The organism is Corynebacterium sp. HMSC06D04 (assembly GCF_001807315.1).
Classification (GTDB): Bacteria; Actinomycetota; Actinomycetes; order Mycobacteriales; family Mycobacteriaceae; genus Corynebacterium; species Corynebacterium simulans.
Map to the genome: position 1 here is coordinate 242608 of NZ_KV788547.1, position 20076 is coordinate 262683.

Annotated in this window: 20 protein-coding genes and 1 tRNA gene; 14 read left to right on the forward strand and 7 right to left on the reverse strand. The window is 57.6% G+C overall.

What is annotated here, in order from left to right; translation table 11 throughout:
• Positions 1-11: 11 nt before the first annotated feature.
• Positions 12-1085, forward strand: a complete 1074-nt coding sequence (locus tag HMPREF3155_RS06955) for a ferrochelatase (RefSeq protein WP_061922415.1) — start codon at positions 12-14, stop codon at positions 1083-1085.
• 6 nt (positions 1086-1091) lie between these two features.
• Here the strand turns inward: HMPREF3155_RS06955 and HMPREF3155_RS06960 are convergent, their stop codons facing one another.
• Positions 1092-1856: a hypothetical protein gene (locus HMPREF3155_RS06960; protein WP_061922418.1), complete on the reverse strand. Its 765-nt coding sequence runs from the start codon at positions 1854-1856 to the stop codon at positions 1092-1094.
• A 33-nt stretch (positions 1857-1889) separates the two neighbouring features.
• Between HMPREF3155_RS06960 and HMPREF3155_RS06965 the strand changes: the two genes are divergently transcribed.
• Positions 1890-2732: a DUF3097 domain-containing protein gene (locus HMPREF3155_RS06965; RefSeq protein ID WP_070432914.1), complete on the forward strand. Its 843-nt coding sequence runs from the start codon at positions 1890-1892 to the stop codon at positions 2730-2732.
• Here the strand turns inward: HMPREF3155_RS06965 and HMPREF3155_RS06970 are convergent.
• A complete protein-coding gene (locus tag HMPREF3155_RS06970) occupies positions 2729-3301 on the reverse strand; it encodes a hypothetical protein (protein ID WP_062035052.1) in 573 nt (190 codons plus the stop codon). The two genes, HMPREF3155_RS06965 and HMPREF3155_RS06970, sit on opposite strands and share 4 nt — an antisense overlap.
• 119 nt (positions 3302-3420) lie before the next feature.
• Positions 3421-4137: a TVP38/TMEM64 family protein gene (locus tag HMPREF3155_RS06975; protein WP_070432915.1), complete on the reverse strand. Its 717-nt coding sequence runs from the start codon at positions 4135-4137 to the stop codon at positions 3421-3423.
• 223 nt (positions 4138-4360) lie between these two features.
• On the opposite strand from HMPREF3155_RS06975, the gene HMPREF3155_RS06980 reads away from it, so the two are divergent.
• Positions 4361-4990, forward strand: coding sequence for a DedA family protein (locus tag HMPREF3155_RS06980; protein WP_062038979.1), 630 nt, complete (start codon positions 4361-4363; stop codon positions 4988-4990).
• A 168-nt stretch (positions 4991-5158) separates the two neighbouring features.
• Here the strand turns inward: HMPREF3155_RS06980 and HMPREF3155_RS06985 are convergent.
• Positions 5159-5244 (reverse strand) — tRNA-Leu (locus HMPREF3155_RS06985).
• Between the two features lie 228 nt (positions 5245-5472).
• Between HMPREF3155_RS06985 and HMPREF3155_RS06990 the strand changes: the two genes are divergently transcribed.
• On the forward strand, positions 5473-6012 hold the full coding sequence (locus HMPREF3155_RS06990) for a YbhB/YbcL family Raf kinase inhibitor-like protein (RefSeq protein ID WP_070432916.1): 540 nt from the start codon (positions 5473-5475) through the stop codon (positions 6010-6012).
• Positions 6013-6104: 92 nt separating this feature from the next.
• On the opposite strand, the gene HMPREF3155_RS06995 is transcribed toward HMPREF3155_RS06990, so the two are convergent.
• Both HMPREF3155_RS06995 and HMPREF3155_RS07000 read right to left on the reverse strand, forming a co-directional pair.
• The gene (locus tag HMPREF3155_RS06995) at positions 6105-7214 is read right to left on the reverse strand and encodes a quinone-dependent dihydroorotate dehydrogenase (protein WP_070432917.1); all 1110 of its coding nucleotides are present in this window, start codon (positions 7212-7214) and stop codon (positions 6105-6107) included.
• 15 nt (positions 7215-7229) lie between these two features.
• Positions 7230-8240, reverse strand: a complete 1011-nt coding sequence (locus HMPREF3155_RS07000) for a hypothetical protein (protein ID WP_141744792.1) — start codon at positions 8238-8240, stop codon at positions 7230-7232.
• A gap of 124 nt (positions 8241-8364) precedes the next feature.
• Between HMPREF3155_RS07000 and HMPREF3155_RS07005 the strand changes: the two genes are divergently transcribed.
• The 9 genes from HMPREF3155_RS07005 (at position 8365) to HMPREF3155_RS07045 (ending at position 17929) form a co-directional block, all read left to right on the forward strand.
• Entirely contained in the window at positions 8365-9189 is an 825-nt protein-coding gene (locus HMPREF3155_RS07005) for an undecaprenyl-diphosphate phosphatase (protein WP_201040701.1), read from the forward strand.
• Positions 9190-9281: 92 nt separating this feature from the next.
• Positions 9282-10520, forward strand: coding sequence for a cysteine--1-D-myo-inosityl 2-amino-2-deoxy-alpha-D-glucopyranoside ligase (mshC, locus tag HMPREF3155_RS07010; RefSeq protein WP_070432918.1), 1239 nt, complete (start codon positions 9282-9284; stop codon positions 10518-10520).
• A gap of 24 nt (positions 10521-10544) precedes the next feature.
• Positions 10545-10928 (forward strand): hypothetical protein, encoded by a 384-nt coding sequence (locus HMPREF3155_RS07015; protein ID WP_070432919.1) that lies wholly within the window; start codon positions 10545-10547, stop codon positions 10926-10928.
• A 20-nt stretch (positions 10929-10948) separates the two neighbouring features.
• The gene (locus HMPREF3155_RS07020; protein ID WP_070432920.1) at positions 10949-11704 is read left to right on the forward strand and encodes an HAD family hydrolase; all 756 of its coding nucleotides are present in this window, start codon (positions 10949-10951) and stop codon (positions 11702-11704) included.
• Positions 11705-11753: 49 nt separating this feature from the next.
• On the forward strand, positions 11754-12017 hold the full coding sequence (locus HMPREF3155_RS07025) for a phosphoribosyl-ATP diphosphatase (protein ID WP_061922452.1): 264 nt from the start codon (positions 11754-11756) through the stop codon (positions 12015-12017).
• A 17-nt stretch (positions 12018-12034) separates the two neighbouring features.
• Entirely contained in the window at positions 12035-12880 is an 846-nt protein-coding gene (hisG, locus tag HMPREF3155_RS07030; protein WP_070432921.1) for an ATP phosphoribosyltransferase, read from the forward strand.
• Positions 12881-13024: 144 nt separating this feature from the next.
• A complete protein-coding gene (gene aspA / locus HMPREF3155_RS07035; RefSeq protein ID WP_061922458.1) occupies positions 13025-14557 on the forward strand; it encodes an aspartate ammonia-lyase in 1533 nt (510 codons plus the stop codon).
• Positions 14558-14868: 311 nt separating this feature from the next.
• Positions 14869-16176: an anaerobic C4-dicarboxylate transporter gene (locus HMPREF3155_RS07040; RefSeq protein ID WP_061922461.1), complete on the forward strand. Its 1308-nt coding sequence runs from the start codon at positions 14869-14871 to the stop codon at positions 16174-16176.
• A gap of 85 nt (positions 16177-16261) precedes the next feature.
• Positions 16262-17929, forward strand: a complete 1668-nt coding sequence (locus tag HMPREF3155_RS07045; RefSeq protein WP_070432922.1) for a formate--tetrahydrofolate ligase — start codon at positions 16262-16264, stop codon at positions 17927-17929.
• Here HMPREF3155_RS07045 and HMPREF3155_RS07050 read toward each other — a convergent pair.
• A complete protein-coding gene (locus HMPREF3155_RS07050; protein WP_070432923.1) occupies positions 17926-18750 on the reverse strand; it encodes a RecB family exonuclease in 825 nt (274 codons plus the stop codon). The two genes, HMPREF3155_RS07045 and HMPREF3155_RS07050, sit on opposite strands and share 4 nt — an antisense overlap.
• 46 nt (positions 18751-18796) lie before the next feature.
• On the opposite strand from HMPREF3155_RS07050, the gene HMPREF3155_RS07055 reads away from it, so the two are divergent.
• Entirely contained in the window at positions 18797-20056 is a 1260-nt protein-coding gene (locus HMPREF3155_RS07055) for a M18 family aminopeptidase (RefSeq protein ID WP_061922470.1), read from the forward strand.
• Positions 20057-20076: the final 20 nt, after the last annotated feature.

Genomic DNA, 20076 nt, shown 5'->3' on the forward strand with positions numbered 1-20076 from the left:
AAAGTTGCGGTATGACTGACGCACAACAGCTTGCCCGCAACTACGACGCCCTCCTCGTTCTTTCTTTCGGTGGCCCGGAAGGAAACGAGGAGGTCGTTCCGTTTTTGGAGAACGTTACCCGCGGGCGCGGCATTCCACGTGAGCGCCTTGAGGTAGTAGGCGAGCACTATTTCCATTTCGGCGGCATAAGCCCGCTCAACAAGCTCAACCGCGAAATCATCGACCACGTCGAGCAGGAGCTGAAAAAACGCGAACATAATCTACCTGTCTACTTCGGCAACCGTAATTGGCACCCATTCGGCACCGAGACAGTGGAGCAGATGGCTGCCGACGGCGTCCGTAACGTCGCCGTTCTCGCAACCTCTGCGTGGGGTGGTTACTCTGCCTGCCGCCAGTACGACGAGGATATTCGCCAGCTGCGCGAGCACCTCGCGGAAAAAGGCCTGCCGGAGATTGAGTTCACCAAGATCCGTCAGTTCTACGATCACCCGAAGTTCATCGCAGAGATGACCCAGGCGGTAAAGGACGCTTACGCCAAGATCCCCGAGGGCAAGCAGGCACGCATGCTCTTTACTGCGCATTCCGTACCTACCGCGCACGATAACGTCGGTGGCGGCGAAGGCGATAAAAATATCTACTCCCGCCAGGTCGCCGAAGCCTCCCGCCTCGTGGCAGAAGCCGCAGGTGTAGCTGACTATGACTTGGTCTGGCAGTCGCGCTCCGGCAACCCAAAGACCCCATGGCTCGAGCCCGACATCGTCGACCACACCACCGAAATCCATGACAAGGATGGCGTTGAGGCGATCGTCGTTTGCCCGATCGGCTTCATCTCTGACCATATGGAGGTTGTATGGGACCTCGATACGGAGCTTAAGAAAGCGGCCGGTGACATGGGCGTGCTCGTTGAACGTACCCGCACCGCTGGCCCGACCGATTCCTTTGCATCGATGATCGTGGATCTTATTGAGGAGCTCGAGCAGGATAAGCAGTGGGAGAGCATTGGCAACGTCACCGTTCAAGGCTGTACTACCAACGGCGCTCCCTGCGCTGAGGGCTGCTGCGATATTTGGTCGCTGCGTAAATAATGGCCCTTAGCGGCTGAAATCCGAAAGCGCGTGTGCAACGCCCGCCATACGCGCTTGACGAATATGCCGCCACAGACCTAAAAGGTGATGAACGAGGCTGTGATTCATTCTTTCCGTCACAGTTTCGATAATCGCGCCCACGCGGTCTGCACGGGCGAAAAGCTTTGCGGCCCGCGGTGATACTGATCGTGGAAGTCTCGGTGTGTCATAAAAATCGCTGAGACTGCCCACGGTTAGCCGTGGATTATGCAAAGCATCCGATTTGTAGCCCGCAGCTTCGATGAGTAGTGCGGCTTGGTTGGTTGCCTTGCTGAGCAGCTCGTCAGCCTCGCCGGGGCTCAGCCACGCAGGCGCAGGCAAGGGCAGTTCCTCCTCGAACACGTGCCAAGTGGTGCTGGAGTTTCCATAGTGGGGCACGAGCACTAAGTGGCGGTTGTGATCATTGGTGCGCACAACGATTGCGCCCGCATCGCTTGCGGCCGCCGCCTTCCATGACTTCGAGCCTGCTGGCAATAACGGGGACTCGCCCGGCCCGGAAAGGACAAGACGCAGCACGGGTTCGCGCTCGCTGTTTTGCACAATCTCGGAAGTTTCTGCCCGCAGGTAAGCTAGCAAATCCACAAAGGGTGCTTCATCCTCCATCACCTGCAAGCCACCGAGCTCCTGCATCGCATCCAAGAGATCGTCCGTGGATTCGTGTCCCCACAGCCAGGCGCCCAGCCAGACTGCGGTGTTTTGTAAAGGAGACCAAACCTCGGCGCGCATATCCATGACGGCAAAGTTTAGTAGATAGACTTTTGGCCCATGAGTATCGATCCATACGGCGGCGACATCTTTGCAGGCCATAAACGCGCACAGAAGAAGGAGTACCCAAAGGTTCCAGCAGAACCTGGAATGGTTGTTGAGGTACGTGGCGACGACTTTGTCGGCGCAGTGATGGGCGTGGACAAGACCGTGTTTGGTCAAGTAGTCCGCCTCGAGGATCGGTACGGAAACGAGCGTGTTTTCAACTTGGTGGAAGGCGGCTTCCTGTTGGAGGGGCAGCCGATCACCCTGACGCGCTACGTCGAAAAGCAGGCCCCGCAAAAGTCCAACTCCGGTTCGCGGCGGGTGGCCAATGTTGAAGCAAAGGTTGCGGCGCCCTCGCGCATCTGGGTTGAGGGCATTCACGACGCCGCGATTGTGGAGAAGGTCTGGGGCCATGATCTGCGCGTTGAGGGCGTGGTCGTGGAATACCTGGAGGGTCTAGACAACTTGGAAGAACGTCTCGCTGAGTTCCAGCCTGGCCCCGGCCGGCGCGTCGGCGTTCTGGCAGACCATCTAGTCGAAGGTTCTAAGGAAACCCGCCTTACCCAGAGTGTGGGCGAGCACGTGCTGGTAACGGGCCATCCTTTTATCGATATTTGGGCGGCAGTAAAGCCCGAGCGTCTGGGTCTTCGCGAATGGCCGGAGGTGCCATACGGTGAGGATTGGAAGACGGGCATCGCTAAGCGCGTGGGTTGGTCTGACCCGAAGGAAGGCTGGAGCCGAGTTTATACCGCCGTCAATACCTTCCGAGATCTAGATCCGACGCTGATTGGGGCAGTGGAAAGGCTGGTCGATTTCGTGACCACGCCCGAGCTTTCGAAAGCTGACCTCGGATATTAAAGGGTATCGGCGCGTTCAATGATGTTGACCGCCAGCTGCCAACCCGCCATCTCGGCGGCCCAACCAGCGGCCTGCAGACGCTGCGACATTGCCTGCTTGGAGATGCCGAGTTCCTCGGCTGCCTCATTCTGATTTAGGCCAGCGCGCACTAGCGAGGTTGCCTCGCGGCCCTCAATCGTGCGCTTGTGGAGCACGAATCCAAGCAAGGCAAAGGTGGCGGCAATATCGTTAGCTTCCGAAGCGCGCCCTCGCTTGCTGATCTTGGCGTATACCTGGCCCGCGCGCGCCGAGCCTTTCAGCGCGGCAGTGGCCACCTGGCGGGCAGCGTCTTCGTCGCCGCTTGCTCCGGGGGATACGCCGATGCCGATGGCCCAGTCACCGTCGGCAAGCAGCGCCATGACAACGTCACACACGGAGGACGCAGAGTGCGCCACCGCGCAGATGTCCTCGACACCCAGGACGTGGAACTCACCGACTCCGTCGAGCGTGGAAAGGGCGGTGGCGGATCGCTGCACCAGTTCCGCGCGGCGTACCGAGCGGCCGCGATAGCGTGCGTGTACAGCGAGCATTGTTCCTCCTAGGGTCGAAGAATATTCAAAGCGAAGTGCTAATCAGCATAGCGCCCATAAAGTCTATAGGTGAAACTTGACTCGCTGTCCTTTGGCTTTCATAGCATTTGAGGGTTTACCTAGGGGCGCATCGGCAACTTGGCGTCGAGAACCAAGCCTGCGACGCCTATGGCGGCGAGAAAGGCAATGGCGACGAAGATCCAAGGCTCCGATTGGCCGGTCAGGGTATCACCGAAGAATACGCCGATTGCGGTGGTAGGAATGGAGCCCACAAGTGTGGCCACGGTGAATTGGCCGACGGGGATAGGGGTGAGCGCGGCGACATAATTGAGGAGGGAAAAAGGCACGCCTGCCACCATTCGCAAGCTTGCGATGGCAAGCCACCCGCGCCTTTCTAACCTCGTGTTGATTTTGAAGACCGCAGGGTGGGTTAGGTGCGGGCGAATCCAGTCGCCGAGGAGAAGGCGAACGATGAAAAGCGAAAGCACTGCAGATACGGTCAATGCCGCAAGAGAGATGCTAAGACCGAGCCAAGGGCCGAATAGGATACCTGCAGCCACGGTCCAAAAGGTACGGGGCAGCGGAAATTGCGTAAATATGACATAACCTAGGAAGAAGGCGATAATGAACCAGGTGCCCATATTCTCGGCCCAGGAGCGCAGGGCGGTGATGTCGGGGACATCGACAAGCGCTGCGACAACGCCTAGGCAAATGGCAGCAGTGAGGACGACCAACCATCGCGTGGCTGACCAACCTTGCACGGCGGCGACTGCAGAGGCACAGACGTCTTTTACGAAGCCGCCCAAGCTACGCAGCCATCCAAGAAGTCGAGTCATGGATAAAACAGTAGTGGGCCAATCTTTGGATGTGGAATCGCGGTGGCTGAATGTATGCTGTGTCGATCGCGACAATTTGCCGTGAAAGGCCATGTCGAGCTGTACTTAGTGGCAAGACAGGGGAGATACTTAGATGCAATCACCTGCGCCTCCTTTTTGGTTGAGGCGCTTTAAGAATGTTTTGGAGTATCGAGTGGACGCAATTTCTAACCTTTTGTCCTACATGGACGCTGCGACCCTATTGGAATCATTTGGGCCATGGGTAATCGCCGGCATTGCCGTCGTTGTATTCATTGAGTCGGGCGTTTTGTTCCCGTTCCTGCCGGGTGACTCGCTGCTGGTTACAGCGGCGATCTTGCGCGACCAGCTGCACGTGAATATCTGGACGCTTCTCGGCGTGGGGATCGTGGCTGCAGTGCTGGGCGATCAAGTTGGTTACTACCTGGGCCATCGCTTCGGCCGCCGCCTATTCAAAGATGATGCACGCATCTTGAAGACTGAGCACCTCGTCGCGGCAGAAAAATTCTTTGCCAAGCATGGCCCGGTTGCGCTTGTGCTCGGCCGCTTCGTACCGATTGTTCGTACCTACATCCCGGTTGCCGCTGGAACAGCGAAGATGCCTTATAAGAACTTCGTGGGGTGGAACGTCTCTGGCGCCATCGCGTGGGTGGTGTCGATGAATCTGGTGGGCGTCTTCCTGGGCAATATTCCGGGTATCGCGGACTCGATTGAGAAGATCATGTTGCTCATCATCTTCCTTTCGGTACTGCCTATCATTATCAAGTACTTCATCGAACGCCGTAAAGCGAAAAAGCTTAAGGGTTCCGAGGCTGAGCCGGAGGCTGTAGTCTAGGCGGCTGCCTTGGCAGCGGCCGCGCTTCCGAGGCAAGCGAGAGTTGTGCGCCTTGTTTTAACATTTGGATAATTGCCCTCATCTTAGCTCGAGGCAGGGAGGGCAATAGATGCTACGGAAAAAGTCTCGCGACATCGATAGGAACGATGTCGCGAGACTTCACATTTGTGCCCGAGGGGGGACTTGAACCCCCACGTCCGTTAATAGGACACTAGCACCTCAAGCTAGCGCGTCTGCCATTCCGCCACCCGGGCTGGGTGTTTTCAGCCTCTCGGCTGGGCACTCGAATACTGTAGCGCGAAACGCGTAGATTAAACAAATCAGCAGGTAGTAGTGGAAAATGGCTTAGTTTTGAGGCCTTTAAAGCGCGTAAAAGTACATCGTTGTAAGTTGGCAGTTGCGCCTGCGGTATGGCGTGGGGGCTGCCAATTGAGATGCCAGACTCATCGACAGCATAGTGTGGCCTCAGGTACAACTGAAATATGACTTCATATGCACAAGATTCCCGTTTCCCCGGCCACGATCCGTATGCGCCGTTAAAGGATCTGCCGAACTTCGAGCTGACCTCCGCAGACATTGTAGAGGGCGAGGAGATCGCTGAGCGTTTCCGCGCCCCCTCTGATGTCTCTCCACAGCTGAAGTGGAGCGGCGCGCCTGAAGGCACGAAATCCTATGCGGTTACCTGCTTCGACCCAGACGCGCCTACGGCATCGGGTTTCTGGCACTGGGCGGCCTTTAACATCCCAGCCACCGTTACAGAACTTCCAACCGGCGCAGGTTCGGCTGAGGACCTAGGCATCGAAGGCGTGGTTAGCATGCGCGGGGATTCCGGCAAGAAGACCTACTACGGCCCGAATCCGCCCGCAGAGCATGCCCCGCACCGTTACCTCTACGTAGTGCATGCGGTAGATGTGGAAAAGCTCGACATCGACCCAGAATCCACGCCGACTGTCCTAGTCTTTAATCTTCATTTCCACGCCCTGGGGCGTGCGATCACTTGGGGTTGGTACGAGACCACCTAAGGCTCGTTAAAGACGTGTTAAAACGCCCGTCCCACCACCTTGTAGGTTGAGGTGGTGGGACGGGCGTTTCGTGGTTTTGTCTTGGCAGCTTTCTACTTCCAAGGAAGGCCGGAGCCTACAGCCTCAGAGATGTTGCGAAGGCCGTGAGCACGAATTTGCTCGGCGATGCCGCGGTGAATATCGCGAATCCAGTCCGGGCCGCCGTAAATCAGGCCCGTGCAGCCCTGCAGGAGGCTGGCTCCCGCAGCAATGCGCTCCCACGCCTGCTCCGGGGTTTCGATGCCACCAACGGAGATGAGCACGAGCTTGTCACCCACCCGCGCGTGGAGGCGGTGGAGGACCTCCAAGGAGCGCGCCGCAACCGGTGCGCCCGAAATGCCACCAGCGCCCATTGCAGCAACCTCGTCGGCGGGGGTCTTGAGTCCCTCACGTGAAATAGTGGTGTTGGTGGCCACGATGCCCGCAAGGCCCAGCTCGACCGCCATATCGGCAACTGCGTCAACGTCCTCGTCAGAGAGATCTGGAGCGATCTTGACCAGGACTGGAGAGCTGGTGGATTCCTGCACAGCAGCCATGATCGGACGCAGGGACTCAACGGCTTGGAGGTCACGCAAGCCCGGGGTGTTTGGCGAGGAGACGTTAACTACGAGGTAGTCAGCCAGGTCGCCCAAAACCGAAGCTGACTGGCGGTAGTCCTGGACCGCTTCTTCGGCAGGGGTGACTTTAGTCTTGCCAATGTTGATGCCGATGACGTCGGAAGTCCGACGTGCCCGCAGGTTGCGGGCTGCAGCGGCTGCGCCCTCGTTGTTAAAGCCCATGCGGTTTAAGATTGCGCGATCCGCCTTCAAGCGGAAAAGGCGTGGGGCAGGGTTTCCCGGTTGCGCCTTTGCCGTGACGGTGCCCAGTTCTGCATAGCCAAAGCCAACAGCAGACCAAGTATCGGCGGCTGCGGCATTCTTATCAAAACCAGCTGCAAGTCCCAGCGGACGCGGGAACTTTACACCGAATACCTCTTGCTCCAGTACTGAATCATTGACTGGCACCACCTTGTGTAGACCGCGGTGCAGCAGGGGTGCTTTCTGCAAGCCGGATAAAGCACCCATCATAATGAGGTGAATGCGCTCGGGCGCGAGCTTAAACATGCCTTTGAGCGCTAATTGATAGGCGGCTTTGCGCAGTGCGTCGACGCGAGTTTCTTGCATGGTTTTAAAGGGCCCTTACTTCAGATTCGGTTCGGAAATAAACTGGATGCCGCTGCCACTCGCAGAGGCGGTGACCACGGTGGCGTCGTCAAGCACGGCGATATTTTGAGCATCTGCGACCGTGTCAACACTACCTTTATTCTCAGGCACGCCGGAGACGATGGAAAAGGCATGTGCCTTGCCGTTGTCGGTGGTCGTAACCCATGCCAGCTGGCGCTGTGGGTCCCATGCCACGCCCCATGGCGAGCCGTCGACGTTGCCGTATTGGTGCAGGCGGATTACGTCGTCGGCGGTATATACCGCAAGACGCTCGCCAGAGGTATCGGAGGCGAGGACGAGGGCACCGCCACCAACAGAGATCTGGCCTATGCCTTGGCCTGCGCGAAGGCGGCCGCCGGCGCGATCGTTTTGCCAATCGATGTTCTGGATCGTGGAATCAGCGCGCAGGATGCGCACGACGTTGTCGGCACCGGCGTCGTTAGGCACAGCTAGGAGCTGATCGGAGCCTTCCTCGACCTCAATGTCGCGGTCGCGCTTGCCGTCCTCATAGATGCCAACCGTGCGCGAGTCCTTGGAGCCTGCGAAGATCTCGCCGCTAGAAAGTTGCGTGGCGACGGTGACCGGAGCTTCTTCTTCCATGGCTACCTCGGTCGGGGCATCGGGCTTGGTTGGGTCAATGAGATAGACCTTATCGCCGCAGGCAAGTACGAAGCCCTGCTGGGAGGCGTTCAAATCGCCGCACTTTTCGTCGATGTCGATCTTCTTTGCGTCGCCGCCGAGGAACTCGCTCTGCTGGCCGACGTAAAGTGCGTCCTTGGTGCGGACGGCGATGGTGTTGCCGTGGGCCGCGAGGTCCGTTACCTTCTCCTCAAATTTCGCGACCTTGCCTGCAGGCTTTGCCCCATCGTTGGAGGCAGGAGCAGGCGTGGCGTTTACCTTCAGAGCTGAATCTGGATAGCCGCCAACGCCTACCTCCGGCTGGCATGCACTAAGTGCTAGGGCGCTTGCAAAAAGCGTCAGTGGCATCAATTTCTTTGTTCTGGCCAGTGGTTTCACGGTTGTTTATCCTAGCAGCCAGCGTGGGTAGATCCCGAAGCGCGCCAGACTATGTATGCTCACCCGAGTGAATACTGCAGCAGCAACAGACGCAATGTCCTGGCTTCAGGTCATCGTCCTATCCATTGTCCAAGGCCTCACCGAGTTTCTGCCAGTTAGCTCTTCCGGCCACCTGCGGATCGTCTCCGAGCTTTTTTGGGGTCAAGACGCTGGTGCATCCTTTACTGCCGTGATCCAGCTTGGTACGGAAGCAGCCGTATTGGTCTACTTCGCCGGAATGATTTGGCAGATCCTTAAAGGCTGGTTTGCTGGACTTTTCAACAAGGAAAAACGGGGTCAAGACTATCGAATGGGATGGATGGTCATTGTCGGTTCCATTCCGATCGGCATCCTGGGCGTGCTGGGCAAGGATTTCATCCGTGACAATCTGCGCAACCTGTGGATTACGGCTGCGATGCTCATCCTTTTCTCTTTTGTCTTCATCACGGCTGAGCGCACCGGAAAAAAGGAGCGCGGCTTCGAAGAATTGAACATGAAGGACGCCATCGTCATGGGTCTATGCCAGTGCTTGGCGCTGGTGCCTGGCGTTTCCCGTTCCGGCGGTACCATCTCTGGAGGTCTCTTCTTGGGCCTCGACCGCGAGGTGGCAACTCGATTTAGCTTCTTGCTCGCAATCCCAGCCGTGTTGGCTTCCGGGCTGTTTTCTTTGGGGGATGCCTTCGGCCCGACTGTCGGCCAGTCCGCAACCGGCGCGCAATTGCTAGTGGGCACCCTTATCGCCTTTGCGATTGGCTATGCCTCCATTGCATGGCTACTGAAATTCGTGGGCAACCATTCCTTCGAATGGTTTGCCGCATACCGCATCCCAGTGGGCATTATCATCATGGCGCTCATCGCTTTCGGCTACCTTCAGCCATAGGCCGGTTTTCTCATAACTGGCTATTAGCCCTGCCTGATGCCTAATGCTGTACAAAGTGCATTAGGCATGAAAAGGGCGCTACGATAGACCGCATGCATTCTTGGCCTGAACCCCATGTTGAATTAGTTCCAGGGAAACCCCACGCACTCCGCCTCTACGACTCCGCGGATCAGCAGATCCAGAAGGTAGAGGTAACGGGGGACACCGCCACCATGTACGTGTGCGGTATTACTCCCTATGATTCGACCCACCTGGGCCACGCGGCAACATATTTGACCTTTGACCTGGCCTATCGCCAGCTCCTGGATAACGGCTACAAGGTTCATTACGTCCAAAACATCACGGATGTGGATGACCCGCTCTTTGAGCGTGCAGAGCGCGACGGCGTCGATTGGCGTGAGCTCGGCACCTCCCAGATTGATCTTTTCCGCTCCGATATGGAGCTGCTTTCTGTTTTGCCACCCCAGGATTACGTGGGCGCGATGGAAGCCATCGATGAGGTCACCGAGATGGTGGGCAAGCTTCTCGATGCCGGCGCCGCCTACATCGTTGACGACCCCGAATCCCCCGACGTCTATGCGTCCATCGAAGCCACGGAAGCCTTTGGCTACGAGTCCAACTACTCCGCAGCGGAGATGGAGGAGTTCTTCGCCGAACGCGGTGGGGACCCTGAGCGTCCAGGAAAGCGCAACCCGCTGGATGCCTTGATTTGGCGCGCTCACCGTGAAGGCGAGCCGGCATGGGATTCTCCATTTGGCCCGGGCCGACCTGGTTGGCACATTGAGTGTTCTGCTATCGCCACCAATCGCCTGGGCGCCTCGTTTGATATCCAGGGCGGCGGAAGCGATCTTAAGTTCCCACACCACGAGTTCTCAGCAGCGCATGCGGAGGCAGCCTTGGGTGTGGAGCGTATGGCGCAGGTTTACGTGCACACCGGCATGATCGGCCTCGACGGCGTCAAGATGTCGAAGTCTCTGGGCAACCTCGTTTTCGTCCACAAGCTGGTTGAAGCGGGCGTTGATCCCTCCGCCATTCGCCTGGGCGTCTTCGCAGGCCACTACCGCAGCGAGCGCGATTGGTCCGATGAGGTTCTGCACGCGGCCAACGAACGCCTGGCAAACTGGCGTAAGGCTCTGGAGAATCCGGGCAGCGTAGATGCCGCACAGGCGCTTGTCGACGCAGTGCGTCTCGCGCTTTCCAATGACCTGGATACGCCGGCAGCTTTGCAGGCCGTCGACGAGTGGGCAGCGGGCGAGCGCGGCGCAGATGACGAGCAGGCGGCTGAATTGCTGCGCACCGCTTTTTATTCGCTACTTGGCGTGCACGTTTAAGAAATATCAGGCAGAATTCACTTCATGAGCATTCGCGCAGACTTTCAGCCCACCGTCGATGAGTTCATCAGCAATCTCGAGTCTTTTGCCACTGGCAGCTACCTCAAAGAAGAAGAGAAAGAATTCTGGGAGGCGCCCTTCGACGCCGGCGTTCTTCCAGAGCTGCGTTCCATTGTGGAAAAGCTTCTTGACGATCTTGATGCACTCCCTGATGATCCAGACGGGCAATCTCTTACCGCGAGCGTCAACAAGTCAGTAGAGAAGCTGGCTGCGTTCAACCGCAAGAACGCGGATGCAGTTTTGGAGCCGGAGGAAAAGGAAGAGCTCTCTGAGCTTATCTACAATGCCTCCGCAGCCACCGGCGCCGATGACGAAGCCTTGGCACAACTGCCTGAGCTCGACTTCTAAACGTAACCCCTTATCTTTTGATGAGATCATCTTTCGAATCTGCAGGTTTCGCATCCAGTCAAGCCATACCCAAACGGCCCGCAGCAATCTTTTGGGACATGGACGGCACACTAACCAACTCTGAGCCTTTGTGGGCCCAAGCCACATTGCATCTGTCTAGCCTTATGGGCCATGCAATGACCCCGAAGGAGCGGCTTGCTACGGTTGGCGGCACTTTTGAAAAAACTCTTTCAGTCTGCGCTGAGTTGGCTGGAGTCGAGCTTATGCCCGGTGACTATCAGCGTTACCAGGAGGTTACTTTTGACTACGTCAAAAATCTCTTCCACGGCAACCTAGAAATCTTCCCAGGTATCCCGGAGCTTCTGCGCGAACTGCATGCGGATGGTATGCCGATGATGGTCACCACGAATACGGAGCGCTATGTCGCTTCTTCGGCCATTCCGGAGATAGGCGAAGAATTCTTCGTCGATACAATCTGCGGTGACGAAGTACCAGCCGGAAAGCCTGCACCCGATATGTACTTGGAGGCAGCGCGTCGCCTCGACCTTCATCCCGCTGATTGCTTGGTCTTTGAGGATTCCGCTGCGGGCATGCGTGCGGCTGTCGACGCCGGCTGCCATGTCATTGGCCTACCGGAGGATGACAGGGTAGTGGTTCCAGCGGAAGTAACTGAAATTTCTACGCTACGGCCTGCGCGTCACTTAGACGGCGTTAATGCGGCCGATGTCTATGCGTGGTTTGGCGAGATCAGCTCTAATTCGTCCAAATCTATTTAGTTATCGATTTTAGCCCTCGGAGCCAAGTTTCTATGCAACAATAGAATCCGTGAAGAATTTCGAGTCCCTTTTTGCAGAACTGTCCGAGAAGGTTCAGGCCCGTGCGGCGGGCTCTGGAACCGTGGCTGCATTCGATAAGGGCGCTCATCATCTTGGCAAGAAGATCATCGAGGAAGCCGGTGAGGTCTGGATTGCTGCCGAGTATCAATCCGACGAAGAGCTCGCCGAGGAAATGTCGCAACTTATCTACTGGCTACAGGTCATGATGCTAAAGCGGGGCCTTAGGCCAGAAGATATCTACAAGTATCTCTAAAGGGAAGGAGCCTTAAGATGATTAAAGCTGCCGTTCCCAACAAGGGATCATTGTCCGAGGCTGCCCTTAGCATCTTGGCAGAAGCCGGCTACAAAGGCCGCGGGCACTCCAAGGCACTCAACATCGTTGACGAGGCTAACGGTGTCGAGTTTTTCTTTTTGCGCCCCAAAGACATCGCCATCTACGTCGCCCAAGGCGTCTTGGACTTAGGCATTACTGGTCGCGATCTCGCGCGTGACTCCCGCGCATCATTCAACGAGGTTCTAGATTTAGGCTTTGGCGCATCCACTTTCCGCTACGCCGCCCGCCAGGGTGAAGACTGGACCATTGAAAAGCTGCAGGGCAAAAAGATCGCTACTTCTTATCCCAATCTCGTGCGCGCGGATCTGCGGCAGCGGGGGATTGAAGCTGAAGTTATCCGCCTCGATGGTGCGGTGGAAATTTCCATCCACTTAGGCGTTGCCGATGCGATCGCAGACGTGGTCTCTACCGGAGCGACGCTGCGTCAGCAGGGGCTTGCCCCGTTTGGGGAAGCCATCACCGAGTCCACGGCGGTCCTCATCAAGCGCGCCGGCGTGGGATTGAGCGATGAAGAGCAAGTAGTCCTCCAACGCATCCAGGGCATCCTAAATGCGCGTAACTATTTGATGCTCGATTACAACGTGCCCAAAGAAGACTTGGAGGCGGCTTCGGCAGTAACACCGGGGCTTACCGGGCCCACGGTTGCCCCTCTCGCAAGGGACAATTGGGTAGCGGTGCGCGCGATGGTCCCACGGCAGGATGCGAATCGAATTATGGACCACCTTTCGGCGTTGGGAGCGGAAGCTATCCTGGCATCAGAGCTACGCATCGCCCGCTTTTAGGGGTAAATTTTAGAGATCTTGCGCAGATTGAACGCCGGAATGCCTGCTCTAGCTACGATGGGCCTTGAGTTTACTCAAACAACTATCGTTCGAAATGCTCGCGGATTTTTCAGCGAGTATTGACCACTTAAGGAGTCCCGCCAAATGGCTAAGACCACTAAGAAGGATGCAGAAATCGACGCTAAGCAGGAGGGCGTAAAACCTTCTGCTAACGAGGCCAAGGACGCTGCCAAGGCTAAGAAGTCTTCTTCTAAGAAGTCTCGCACCGAGACCGACCTTCTCGGCTCCATGGAGATCCCGAATGACGCGTACTACGGTGTCCACACCCTGCGCGCCATCGACAACTTCCAGATCTCCTACGTCACTATCAACACCATTCCAGACTTCATCCGCGGCATGGTGATGGTCAAGAAGGCCACCGCAATGGCCAACCGTCGTCTGCACGTTCTGCCTAAGCAGAAGGCAGAGGCAATCATCTGGGCATGTGACCAGATCCTGGACGAGGGTCGCTGCATGGACCAATTCCCGCTCGACGTCTTCCAGGGCGGCGCGGGCACCTCGCTAAATATGAACACCAACGAGGTTGTTGCCAACCTCGCTCTTGAGTACCTCGGCGAGGAAAAGGGCGCATACGACATCATCAACCCGAACGATGATGTCAACATGTCCCAGTCCACCAACGACGCATACCCAACCGGTTTCCGCTTGGGTCTGTACTACTCCCTGGACACCCTGATCGAGCGCATCGATTCCCTGCAGAACGCTTTCCACGACAAGGGCAACGAGTTCCAGGACATCCTGAAGATGGGCCGCACCCAGCTGCAGGACGCTGTTCCTATGACCCTGGGTGACGAGTTCAAGGCATTCGCTCATAACCTGGCTGAGGAGCAGGCGGTACTGCGCGACGCTCAGAAGCGCCTGCTGGAGATCAACCTTGGTGCCACCGCAATCGGTACCGGCGTTAACACCCCAGCTGGCTACCGCCACCAGGTCACCGCAGCCCTATCCGAGGTCACTGGCCTGGAGATCAAGACTGCTCGCGACCTCATCGAAGCAACCTCCGACTGCGGCGCATACGTTCTGCTGCACTCCGTCATCAAGCGCACCGCTATGAAGTTGGCCAAGATCTGTAACGATCTGCGCCTGCTGGCTTCCGGCCCACGCGCTGGCCTGGGCGAGATCAACCTGCCTGCTCGCCAGGCTGGTTCCTCCATCATGCCGGGTAAGGTCAACCCGGTTATCCCAGAGGTTGTCAACCAAGTCTGCTTCAAGATCTTCGGCAATGACCACGTTGTCACCATGGCTGCTGAGGCTGGCCAGCTCCAGCTCAACGTCATGGAGCCGGTCATCGGCGAGGCACTGTTCCAGTCCATCCGTATCATGGGCAACGCTGTTGACACCCTCCGCGAGAAGTGCGTCACCGGCATCACCGCCAACGCTGATGTCTGCCGCGCATACGTTGAAAACTCCATCGGTATCGTCACCTACCTGAACCCGTTCATCGGTCACCACAACGGTGACGAAATCGCTAAGGAGTCCCTGAAGACCGGCAAGGGCGTCAAGGAACTCGTTCTGGAGAAGGGCCTTATGGACGAGGCAACCCTGTCCAAGGTTCTGTCCGTTGAGAACCTGATGCACCCAGAGTTCCGCGGCCAGCTCTACATCGACGAGGACTAAATCCGACCTAAACCTTTAATGGTTTCGCTGGGGGAGTATCAGCGCCTCCTGCGAGCTATTAAGTACGGATTTTAGGCCATGTGGTTTTACCACATGGCCTTTCGTCGTTTTGTTGTTGTGCAGGGATTTCTCTGGTTTTCAATCAACCAACCGTAATGCAAAAGGTTAATTTTGTGGGAACAAGCACAAACGGGCGTTTTAATTAACCAAAACCACATGATTTGGGGGACAATGGGGAGGACAGAGCATGGCTGACTCGTTTATTTTCGGCTGAGGAAGCCATTTAATTTTTCGACCTTGTGGAGATTCCCATGGCTGTAGTCCATATCCTCATTGTCCTCGCCGCGATTTACTTAGGTGCCCGCATTGGCTCAATCGGCATCGGTGTCGCTGGCGGTCTCGGCGTCCTTTTGCTGGGCCTAACAGGCGTGCCGGTTACCCGCGAAGATATCCCTTTCGACGTCATCGGCATCATCATGACCGTTATTGCCGCCATCGCCGCCATGCAGCGCGCGGGCGGTATGGACTACCTGGTCCAGGTGGCCGAGCGCTTCCTGCGTAAGAACCCGCGGCGCATCACCTACTATGCGCCGATCGTCACCTGGCTGATGACCGTTCTAGCAGGTACTGGCCACACCGCATTCTCTACGCTGCCCGTCATCGTCGAGGTAGCAAAGGAAGGCAAGGTCCGCCCATCGCGTCCGCTTTCCATCGCCGTGGTGTCCTCCCAGATGGCAATTTGTGCCTCGCCGATTTCCGCCGCCGTGGTCCTGCTGGCCTCGCTTCTGGAGCCAACCGGCATCGGTTACCTCCAGCTGCTCGGCGTTCTTATTCCAGCAACCTTCCTCAGCATCTTCCCGGCTGCTTGGCTAGCAAACCACGCGGGTAAGGAACTAGAAGACGATCCGGTCTATCAGGAGCGCCTCGCACAGGGCCTCGTCGCAATGCCGAAGGGACACACCGACCAAAGCACGCAAAAGGGCGCAAAGGCCTCCATCTACATCTTCCTGGCTGCCATCGTCATCGTCATGATTTGGGCAACGCTGACCTCGGAGCAGGTTGGCCTCATCTCCGAGCCGACCCTGCCACGCAACGAGGCCATCATGACGGTCATGCTTACCGCAGCAACACTCATCGTCATGATCACCAAGATTCCAGCCGCCGACATCCTCAACACCCCGGTATTCAAGTCCGGTATGTCTGCTTCCATGTGTGTTCTCGGCGTCGCCTGGCTGGGCACCACGCTCATCAACCACTACATGGACAACATCCAGACCATGGCGGGCGACGTCGTCAAGTCCGCTCCGTGGATGCTGGCCGTCGTTCTCTTCTTCGCCGCCGCACTGCTGTACTCCCAGGCTGCTACCACCAAGGCGCTGCTGCCGGCCGCGCTGGCCCTGGGCGCAAGCCCGCTGACCGCACTGGCCGCATTCCCAGCCGTTTCCGCTCTGTTCATCCTCCCGACCTACCCAACCTTGCTGGCCGCAGTTGAGATGGACGATACCGGCTCCACCCGCATCGGAAAGGCTGTGTTCAACCACCCATTCCTCATCCCAGGAACGGTCTCCATCGTGGTCGCTGTTCTGCTGAGCTACGCACTCGGTGCTGTCATCGCCTAGAGCCCGCGATTTGACAATTTAGCCGCCCACTGTCCTTTTCTCCGAAACAGGCAGATCGGGCGGCTTTTCTCTGTAGCATAAAGCCATGGCTACCCAACTCTCAGATGTCGAAATCGCACAGGCTCACAAACTGGAGCCAATTACCGATATTGCTTCTCGTGCGGGAATCCCGGAGGAAGCGCTCATTCCTTATGGCAACACCAAAGCCAAGGTTGATATCACGAAGCTCGAGGACCTTCCCACCAAAGGCAAGCTGGTGCTCGTCACTGGTGTTTCTCCAACACCGGCTGGTGAAGGCAAGTCCACCACGCTGATTGGTCTAACCGATGCTTTAGCACTACTGGGGCACAAGGCCATCGTCGCTTTGCGTGAGCCTTCCCAAGGTCCAGTCATGGGCATCAAGGGTGGTGCCGCCGGCGGCGGTTATTCCCAGATTGTCCCGATGGAGGATATCAACCTTCATTTCACCGGTGATTTCCATGCCATCGCAGCGGCCACCAACACCTTGGCTGCCATCATCGATAACCACATCCACCAAGGAAACCAGCTCGGCATCGACCCGCGCCGCGTGACCTGGCAGCGCTGCCTCGATGTCAATGACCGTGCGCTGCGCGGCGTCGTCACTGGCCTCGGCGGCCCGGCACACGGAGTGCCTGCGGAAACCGGATTCACCATCACCGCAGCTTCAGAGATCATGGCTATCTTGGGCCTGGCTACTGACCTCGAAGACCTTAAGAAACGCTTGGGTGATATTACCGTTGGCTATACCTTCGACCAAAAGCCAGTCACGGCACGCGAGCTTGATGCCGAGGGCACACTGACTGCTTTGATGCGCGACGCCCTCAACCCGAACCTAGTACAGACTCTGGGCGGCACCCCGGCATTCGTACACGGTGGACCTTTTGCCAACATTGCGCATGGCTGCAACACCTTGCTTGCAACACAGACTGCGATGAAGTTCGGCGACATTGTGCTCACCGAGGCTGGCTTTGGCGCCGACTTGGGCGGCGAGAAGTTCATGGATATCAAGGCTCGCTTTGGCGAGCTCGACGTCGCGGGTGCTGTGGTCGTTACCACCATCCGCTCCCAAAAGTACAACGGCGGCCAGGCCCGTGAGGACCTGACCACGGAAAACCTTGACGCACTGCGCAAGGGCATCGTCAACCTCGAGCGCCACGTTGAAAACATCCGCAAGTTTGGTCTGCAACCAGTAGTTGCGCTCAACTCCTTCTACAGCGATACCGAGGCCGAGCGCGAATTCATGCGGACCTGGGCCAAGGACTTTGGCGTCGCCCTGGCTGAGGCAGATGTCTGGGCAAAGGGCGGCGAAGGAGCCAAGGAGTTGGCAGAAACTCTCTTAGAAAACCTCTCCGAGGGTCAGGCACATCAGCTCTACGATCCAGCAGAGGGCGTGGAAAAGTCCATCGAAAAGATCGCCACCGAGGTCTACCGTGCAACCTCTATCGAGTACGGCCCGAAGGCCAAGAAGGACCTGCAGTACATCAAGGACAATGGCTGGGATAACTTCCCAGTGGTCATCTCAAAGACGCAGTACTCCTTCTCCGATAGCCCGGCTTCCTTGGGCGCTCCAGAGGGCCATACCCTCCACGTGCGCGAGCTGCTGCCGCGTACTGGTGCGGGCTTCATCGTGGTGCTGACTGGCGACGTCATGACCATGCCGGGTCTGCCGAAGAAGCCGGCGGCCAACAACATCGATGTTGCCGCCGATGGCACCATTTCCGGCCTGTTCTAGTTATCTGCGGCGGAGCCCGGCCAACCCGGATACTCGGGCGGGGTTCCGCCGAATTCAGGACAAAGCTCTTGGAAAGAGCACCAGCCGCAAAGCTTCGAGGTCTTCGGGCGGAAGAGACCTTCCTTACCGTCGCCCTCGATCTTTGCCCATAGCTCGCCTAGATCGCGCTCGAAGTACTCCAGCTCTTCGCGGGTTGGGGTAAGGAACATCGAGTCAATGACCTTGAGGTACATCAGGCGCAGCTGGGCGGGGATGACGCCTAGCATTCGCCAATAGACAAGCGCGTAGAAACGCATCTGGAACTGGGCGTCTTGGCTAAAGCGGGGGATTGGCTTCTTGCCGGTCTTATAGTCCACGACGCGGACCTCACCGGTTAGGGCAACGTCCACGCGGTCGATGAAGCCGCGGACCGGCACGCCGTTTGGCAAGACGGTATTGACGTACATCTCGCATTCTTTAGCATCGAAGCCCTGCGGGTTTTCCATCTGGAAATAGCCCTTGAGCAATTCGCGGGCCGCTACGAAGAAATCGAGGGTTTCTTCCTCGGGCACGAGCTCTTTAAGCTCGGCGTCGGCAGCGACCATTTTGGCCCATTCCGGCTTAATCATTTTCACTGCAGCGGGGTAGTCACGCTCTTCGCGCGGCAGCTTGTGGGTGTTTTCTAAAACTGCGTGGACCAGCGTTCCTTTTACTTGCGCTACGGTCTTCGGCTCGGGGAGCTTGTCAATTGCCCGAAAGCGGTAGAGAAGTGGGCACTGTTTATAGTCTGAGGCCCGAGAAGGCGAAAGCGCCAACGGGCGAGGTTTTCGTGCATCAGCCATGGTCCTTTTAGCTTAGCGCGGCGCAATTCATGGCAAAGTAGGAGGCATGAGTATTTCGGATGAGTTCCTTGATTTCATAGCCGCTTCTCCTTCTTCCTATCACGCGGCCCACGAGGTGGCGCGCCAGCTAGAAGAGGTGGGCTTTGTCCGCCAGGATGAGGCCGCGGAATGGTCAGCAGCCCCAGGCGGCCACTACATGATTCGCGGCGGCGCCATCATGGCTTGGTTCGTGCCGGAGGGCGCGGGCAAACACTCCGCGTTTAGGATCATCGGTTCTCATACAGATTCGCCGGGCCTTGTGCTCAAGCCGACCCCCGATTTTGATGCTGCGGGCTGGCAGCAGGTCGCGGTAGAAATTTACGGCGGCCCGTTGCTGCATACCTGGTTTGACCGTGAGCTGACCGTTGCCGGTCAGGTGGTAACGAAGGATGGCGTGCATCATTTGGTTAACACCGGCCCGATTCTGCGTCTTCCTTCGCTGGCTATCCACCTCTACCGCAAGGACGAGTTCAAGCCGGATCGCCAGCACAACATGCAGCCGGTGCTTTCCGTGGGCACTCCCGATGCCTCGGTATTGCGCGTGGTAGCGGAGTCCATCGGCGTGGCTCAGGATGAGATCTCTGCATTCAATCTCATTACTGCCGATGCCCAGCGGGGCGCCGTATTCGGCACCGGTGAGCGCTTCATCGCGGCCGGCCGCATGGATAATCTTTCTTCCGTGTTTGCCAGCCTCGTCGCAATGCGCAATGCCGCCCAGCAGAAGGACTATGGACACGAAGACATTTTGGTCATGGCTGCCTTCGACCACGAAGAGGTGGGCTCGGCTTCTCGTTTCGGTGCTGCCGGCCCGATTCTCGCCGATGTCCTGGGGCGCACTGGTCGCGCGCTGGGAGCCAACGAGGAGGAGCGGTATCAAATGTATGCGCGTTCTTGCTGCGTGTCGGCCGACGCCGCGCATTCGGTCCACCCTAATTACGCAGGCAAGCACGATCCCACGCATCACCCGATTATCGGTAAGGGCCCCGTCACCAAGATCAACGGCAATCAGCGCTACGCGTCCGACGCCACGACCGTCTCCCTGTGGGAGCGCGCATGCGAGCGAGCCAAGGTTCCTTTCCAGCGCTTCGTGGGCAACAACGACGTGCCCTGTGGCTCCACCATCGGTCCCATCACCGCGACCCGCTTAGGCATCGACACCGTCGACGTCGGCGTGCCGATGCTTTCTATGCACTCCGCACGCGAGATGGTCGGCGAACGTGACCAAGTATGGATGGCCAAGGCCATTGAGGCATACTTGTTAGGTTAATTAAACCTCCTTTAAATCCA